Origin of the sequence: Shewanella sp. HN-41 (assembly GCF_000217915.1) — a bacterium.
GTDB lineage: Bacteria > Pseudomonadota > Gammaproteobacteria > Enterobacterales > Shewanellaceae > Shewanella.
In genome coordinates, this window is sequence record NZ_AFOZ01000038.1 from 51,583 (window position 1) to 57,582 (window position 6,000).

General features: G+C 46.0%; 7 protein-coding genes and 1 pseudogene. 1 reads left to right on the top strand and 7 read right to left on the bottom strand.

The window, feature by feature from the left end:
- Nucleotides 1–174 precede the first annotated feature (174 nt).
- The 7 genes and pseudogenes from SOHN41_RS14480 to rplU form a co-directional block, all read right to left on the bottom strand.
- The gene (locus SOHN41_RS14480; RefSeq protein WP_007650329.1) at nt 175–591 is read right to left on the bottom strand and encodes a DUF3718 domain-containing protein; all 417 of its coding nucleotides are present in this window, start codon (nt 589–591) and stop codon (nt 175–177) included.
- Nucleotides 592–821: 230 nt separating this feature from the next.
- Nucleotides 822–1,295: pseudogene (gene folA / locus SOHN41_RS14485) on the bottom strand (type 3 dihydrofolate reductase); the annotation flags it as partial.
- 30 nt (nt 1,296–1,325) lie between these two features.
- Nucleotides 1,326–1,799 (bottom strand): threonine/serine exporter family protein, encoded by a 474-nt coding sequence (locus SOHN41_RS14490; protein ID WP_007650333.1) that lies wholly within the window; start codon nt 1,797–1,799, stop codon nt 1,326–1,328.
- Nucleotides 1,796–2,557 (bottom strand): threonine/serine exporter family protein, encoded by a 762-nt coding sequence (locus SOHN41_RS14495; protein ID WP_007650339.1) that lies wholly within the window; start codon nt 2,555–2,557, stop codon nt 1,796–1,798. Before SOHN41_RS14495 ends, SOHN41_RS14490 begins: the two co-directional genes overlap by 4 nt.
- A gap of 27 nt (nt 2,558–2,584) precedes the next feature.
- Complete coding sequence (gene cgtA, locus SOHN41_RS14500; protein ID WP_007650341.1) at nt 2,585–3,751, bottom strand: Obg family GTPase CgtA; 1,167 nt, start codon at nt 3,749–3,751, stop codon at nt 2,585–2,587.
- Nucleotides 3,752–3,966: 215 nt separating this feature from the next.
- Nucleotides 3,967–4,221, bottom strand: coding sequence for a 50S ribosomal protein L27 (rpmA, locus tag SOHN41_RS14505; protein WP_007650346.1), 255 nt, complete (start codon nt 4,219–4,221; stop codon nt 3,967–3,969).
- Between the two features lie 14 nt (nt 4,222–4,235).
- The gene (rplU, locus tag SOHN41_RS14510; protein ID WP_007650348.1) at nt 4,236–4,547 is read right to left on the bottom strand and encodes a 50S ribosomal protein L21; all 312 of its coding nucleotides are present in this window, start codon (nt 4,545–4,547) and stop codon (nt 4,236–4,238) included.
- 274 nt (nt 4,548–4,821) lie between these two features.
- Here rplU and ispB point away from each other — a divergent pair, with 274 nt between their 5' ends.
- Entirely contained in the window at nt 4,822–5,793 is a 972-nt protein-coding gene (gene ispB / locus SOHN41_RS14515) for an octaprenyl diphosphate synthase (RefSeq protein ID WP_037459263.1), read from the top strand.
- The last annotated feature ends 207 nt before the right edge of the window (nt 5,794–6,000 follow it).

Below are 6,000 nucleotides of genomic sequence, written 5' to 3' on the forward strand. Positions count from 1 at the left end.
ATGAAGGGCCGCAATGCGGCCCTTCATTTTTTATCCACTCGAACACAAGATCCGCTTTGTATGTTTCAGGCATAAAAATGCCGAATATATATTCGGCATTTAATTGGGATGGGCCTTAACAGGCCAATAAAAGGGTAAATCTATTGATGGCTTGTTTATTCACTAAGATTGCGATTATTCTTCTTCGCCACCCGCAGCTGCGCCTAAACGTTCTTTAATTGCCGCTGTGATTGGGCTAGCACCATGGCCATTACCCTCTGCCCATGCTTGAATAGTCATACCGTCCGCTTCGGGAACACTCAGTTCAGTAACCGATAAACGCTTCGCCACAAACTCACCAGCATCGTTGGCATTCGCGCCATAGGCAGTACGCAATAGGCTTTGACCATCACAGCTGATACCGCTATAAATCTGACGTAATTTAACGCGGCTTTCTTTTAATTTTTTACGTAAACGGTTCTTATCATTCGCTTTTACATAGTCGCAGATACTGGCAACTAAGGGATCTGCTTCGGCAGCTTCTGCCGTTGCAGGAACAGAAACATAGCTAAAACCGATGAGTGCAGCCAAGGCTACAGGCATAAGACGCATCCGATACTCCTTAAATACTTTCTTATAATTTTGTTATCAATTCAGTATGGTCTGTATAGATATCTAACGGATATTAGCCTCTTTGATGTTAGCGTTTGGCGATAAACCTCGATAACCCAATTCAGTTATTTCAGTTTGGCCAACACTCAATACCCAACATCATCTAATACCTTAGACACATTGACAATCCATACGCACAGGGTACACAACAGAGCAGGTAATTTAACATTTTTTGCCAAATTGATAAAGCGATATTCCAGCCCATCGGCATTTATACTAGACAAGGATTCCGTTTCCTGCCAATTATCCACACTCCATTCAGGGAAATAGGTATCGCCTTCAACCTCTAAATCAATTTGGGTTAAGTAGAGAATATCAGCCTGGGGCAATAATTCGGCGTAGAGCTGTCCACCGCCGATCACCACTAATTCTTCACAATCACCCGCGGCTTGCTTTGCTGCATCGAAGGACGTCACACAGGTGACCCCCTCAATAACGAGATCGATTTGACGCGAAATCACAATATTGTGTCGTCCAGGAAGCGGTCTACCTATGGATTCAAAGGTTTTGCGTCCCATCACCACGGGTTTGCCTAAGGTCATAGCTTTAAAGTGGCGTAAATCTTCTGGAAGATGCCATGGCATTTTATTGTTTTTTCCAATGACTCGATTGTTTGCCATCGCGGCTATCATAGCAATGCGCATGCTCACTCCTGTGTTGTGGGGATATTAGAATTATTGAATAACGGGACGAGTCCTAAAATACAGCAAACTTGGCAACGCGAGGCCGACCGATAAAGCACCCAAGATGAAGACGGTTTTTAAACCATTACTGATCACTTGTCCCGTCAACTCTTGACTCACCTGCGACTGGGCCGTCAACTGCACTAAGGCAATCACAGTATTAAAGGCATAGGTCCCAGGGATCATGGGAATAATGGCTGCCACAGCGTACATCAAAGGTGGCGCTAAGTGACGCTTGGCAAATCCGATAGTGATAGTGCCCACGAGCGCCGCAGCCGCAAATGTTGCCCACTCGATGGGAAGACCAAATTGCAGCATTAAGGTACGCGAGCTATGGCCTATCGCCCCAGCTAAGGCACAGTAGGGTAAGAAACGCTTGGGTACATTAAATACCATGGCGAAACCAACGGCCGGAATGGCTGAAAAGAAAGCGTCATGGAGCAGTATCGTCAACAATTCCATCATAGAAAAATACCGCCAAGTTGCATCGCAATAGTAATGCCAATCACAGATGAAACCGTCAACAAGGTCGCGTGCCCCCAGCGGGAGATGCCTACGTTCATATGCCCTTTCACCATATCCGAAATCGCATTAATCATCGGAAAACCGGGCACTAACATTAGCACACTGGCCGCCATTGCGGACTGCGGAGTTTCGCTTAGGGAAAACAGATACCCAGTTTGGGCAATTAAGCTGATCACAAAAGCCGTGACAGCAAAATTAACTAGTAAGTTAAAGTGACGTTTAGCAATCGCTAAACGAACCGTCATCCCGACTGCCGAGGCAAAAAAAGTAATCACACTTGCCGCTATATCACCGCCAAATAGGTGACAAAAGCTCGCACATGATAAACCTATCATAGGTATGACAAGCGATGGAGGATAGGTTCTAGGCTCAATACGAGCAAGACGCTTACGGACTTCATTCGGTCCATATAAGCCCTTTTCGACCAATAAGCAGATGCGTTGTAATTCACAGACTATGGTCATATTAATGCCATGCTCACGAATACGACGGGTTGTTGTGATGCAACGACCGTGAACCAAACTGGTCAATACGAGGGAATTTGAGGAAATAGAAAGCTCAACGCTGGCTAGACCTAAAGCCTGACCTAGGCGCTGACTGATTTCTTCAACTAAATCAGATTCTGCACCGTAGGCCAGTAACAGTTGTGCTACGCGCACAACCTGTCGAGTAATATCATTTTGAGTATCAGCGTACACGAAGTTCTCAAAACTAAGACATGAGTATTATCTTTGGTAGATCACTTCTACATCGTAGTCGTCATCATCAAAGTCATCGTCGAAATCATCATCATAATCTTCATTAATGGAATCAAGATTGGCTTGATGATAATTATCCCACTTGAACTCGACTTCATCCTCTGGATTAACTTCAGTGTCTTCTGGTGGAAGACTCATAATATAATCCAGCAACTTCAAGGCTAGCTCTTTGGTACCTTCGCGGTTATAGGCAGAGATAGTATACACATCCCCTTCCCATTCTAGTTCCTTAACGATGCGCTCAACCTTCTCTTGCAGCTCTTCTTCGAGCAGCAGATCGGTTTTGTTAAAGACCAACCAACGTGGTTTACTCGCCAATTTAGGGGAATATTTTTCAAGCTCACCCACAATGGCACGCGCCGATTCAACCGGATCGGTTCCATCGATAGGCTCAATATCAATGATATGCAGTAAAATACGGCAACGCTCAAGATGCTTTAAGAAGCGAATACCTAAACCCGCACCTTCGGCTGCACCTTCGATCAACCCAGGAATATCGGCAATCACAAAACTCTGGCCAGGACGCGGATTCACCACACCTAAGTTAGGGACCAACGTCGTGAAGGGATAATCGGCAACTTTAGGGGTTGCACGGGACACGGCACGAATAAAGGTCGATTTACCCGCATTGGGCATACCGAGCAAGCCCACATCGGCGAGCAGTAATAGCTCAAGCTTCAAGCTACGGACTTCACCGGGTGTACCTAAGGTCTTTTGTCGTGGTGCACGGTTGGTACTGCTCTTAAAACGAGTATTACCTAAACCATGGAACCCCCCCTTAGCCACTAAGAGTTTTTGGCCATGGGAGGTCAAATCACCGAGCACTTCCTCAGTATCATGGTCAATTGCACGGGTTCCCACCGGGACTTTTAAGATCAGATCTTTACCGCTGTGACCAGTACAGTCTCGACCACGACCATTTTCACCGCGCTCAGCCATGTGAAAACGCTCGAAACGAAATTCGATTAAGGTGTTGAAGTTTTCATCGGCCTGCAGATACACACTGCCGCCGTCACCACCATCACCACCATCAGGACCACCATCAGGTACATATTTTTCGCGTCTGAAACTGACACAACCGCTACCGCCGTCGCCCGCTTCGACCCTAATTACTGCCTCATCGACAAACTTCATACTTACTCCTGGCATCGCTGAATGAAGGAATTATACCGTCTAACTTCATCGGCCGCCAAAAAACTCGAGATACTTTGCTCCCAATCTTACCTGCCAACACCCTCAATCCGGTAATAATTTACCAAATTCACCATTGATGCAGTGTAAATAGAAGCATAAAAAACAGAAAGCCCCACCAATGGCGGGGCTTTAACAGTATAAGCTAGGTTCGAAAATTAAGCTTCGATGCTAATAAACTTGCGGTTATTAGGACCTTTAACTTCGAATTTCACTTTACCGTCGGTCAGAGCAAACAGAGTATGGTCACGACCAATACCCACGTTTACACCAGCGTGGAATTTAGTACCACGTTGACGAACGATAATGTTACCAGCTAGAACTGATTCACCGCCAAAGCGCTTAACACCTAGACGTTTACTTTCTGAATCGCGGCCGTTACGAGTAGAACCGCCAGCTTTTTTATGTGCCATGAGTTAGACTCCTATTATGCGTTGATAGCAGTAATTTTAACTTCAGTGAACCACTGACGGTGGCCCATTTTCTTGTCGTGGTGCTTACGACGACGGAACTTAACGATAGTTACTTTCTCGCCACGACCGTGACTTACTACTTCAGCAACGACTTTACCGCCAGCTACTAAAGGAGCACCAACGTGCACAGTTTCACCGTCAGCGATCAATAAAACTTGATCAAATTCAACGGTTGAACCAGTTGCAACTTCTAATTTTTCTAAACGAACTGTGTGGCCTGGGGCTACACGGTGTTGTTTACCACCACTTTGAAAAACAGCGTACATAGCTATTTTACTCCGATATTCCTAACACGCTGGCTCGCACTTTGGGGAGGCAGGGCGCTACAAAAACTTTATTGACAATGGGCGCGGAGTTTACGCGAAGAATCTATTTCTGGCAAGCCCTAATTAGGAAAGAATAAAAAAAGGCCGGAATAACTCGCACATTAGTAGTGCTAGTGCTGTCATATGTCGGAATTTTAGGTAAAATTCATTCTATATAACACGTGAGCCTAAAATAGAGGCCGGGTACGTAATGGCCCCACAACCAGAGTCTATTATGGATTTAAACGCTATTCGTCAACTGGCTGACACTGATATGCAAGCAGTCAATCAGCTGATATATAAACAGTTGGAGTCAGATGTCGCCCTGATTAACCAGCTAGGTTTCTACATTATTAATGGTGGTGGTAAACGTCTTCGTCCTTTACTGTCCGTACTCGCGGCACGCGCTGTAGACTACGAAGGTGAAGCCCATCTCAAGCTGGCTGCGATTATAGAATTTATTCATACCGCATCGCTACTCCATGATGATGTGGTCGATGAATCGACCCTCAGACGTGGCCGCGAAACGGCGAATGCGCTCTTTGGTAATAGCGCCAGTGTATTAGTGGGGGACTTCCTTTATACCCGCTCATTCCAAATGATGACCGAGCTCGACAGCATGCGCGTACTGCGTGTATTAGCCGATACCACCAACGTATTGGCTGAGGGCGAAGTATTGCAACTGATGAATTGCAATGATCCTAATACCTCAGAAGAAAGCTATATGCGGGTCATTTACTGTAAGACTGCCAAGCTATTCGAAGCGGCCACCTTACTTGCTGCCGTGTTAGCAGGAGCAACACCCGAGCAAGAAGCCGCATTAGGCGACTATGGTAAATATTTAGGCACAGCCTTCCAATTGACGGACGATTTGCTCGACTACACCGCCGATAGTGAAGAGTTAGGCAAGAATATTGGTGATGACCTTGCTGAAGGTAAACCTACCTTACCGCTGATCTACGCCATTGCCCACGGCACAGAAGAAGAGCAGCAGCTTATCCGCCAAGCGATTGAGCAAGGCGATGGCACCCATGCGATTGAGAAAATCGTTGCCGCCCTGCATCACTGCGGCGCGCTCACCTACACTCAGCAAAAAGCCATTGAAGAGTCAAACAAGGCCATTGCAGCGCTTGCGGTATTACCCGACAGTGACTTCAAAGCCGCATTGATCTCACTGGCAAAAATCTCTGTAGATCGTAACCACTAAGTAACTGCGATATATCAATAAAAAGGCCTTACACTGTAAGGCCTTTTTATTTTTGAGTGACCCGTCCTAAATAGCGTTGACACTTTTCAATCTTTATTTGGAGAGTGTAATGAAATCAACAACCAAACGAACTCAACGGGATTATTCCCTCGCTTTTAAATTGGCCGTGGTCGACCAAGTCGAAAAAGGCGAGTTCAGTTACAAACA

Excerpts from the sequence above, each read along its gene's own strand:
- cgtA (WP_007650341.1), bottom strand. The coding sequence starts at position 3,751 with ATGAAGTTTGTCGATGAGGCAGTAATTAGGGTCGAAGCGGGCGACGGC.
- rpmA (WP_007650346.1), bottom strand. The coding sequence starts at position 4,221 with ATGGCACATAAAAAAGCTGGCGGTTCTACTCGTAACGGCCGCGATTCA.
- ispB (WP_037459263.1), top strand. The coding sequence starts at position 4,822 with ATGGATTTAAACGCTATTCGTCAACTGGCTGACACTGATATGCAAGCA.
- SOHN41_RS14480 (WP_007650329.1), bottom strand. The coding sequence starts at position 591 with ATGCGTCTTATGCCTGTAGCCTTGGCTGCACTCATCGGTTTTAGCTAT.
- SOHN41_RS14490 (WP_007650333.1), bottom strand. The coding sequence starts at position 1,799 with ATGATGGAATTGTTGACGATACTGCTCCATGACGCTTTCTTTTCAGCC.
- rplU (WP_007650348.1), bottom strand. The coding sequence starts at position 4,547 with ATGTACGCTGTTTTTCAAAGTGGTGGTAAACAACACCGTGTAGCCCCA.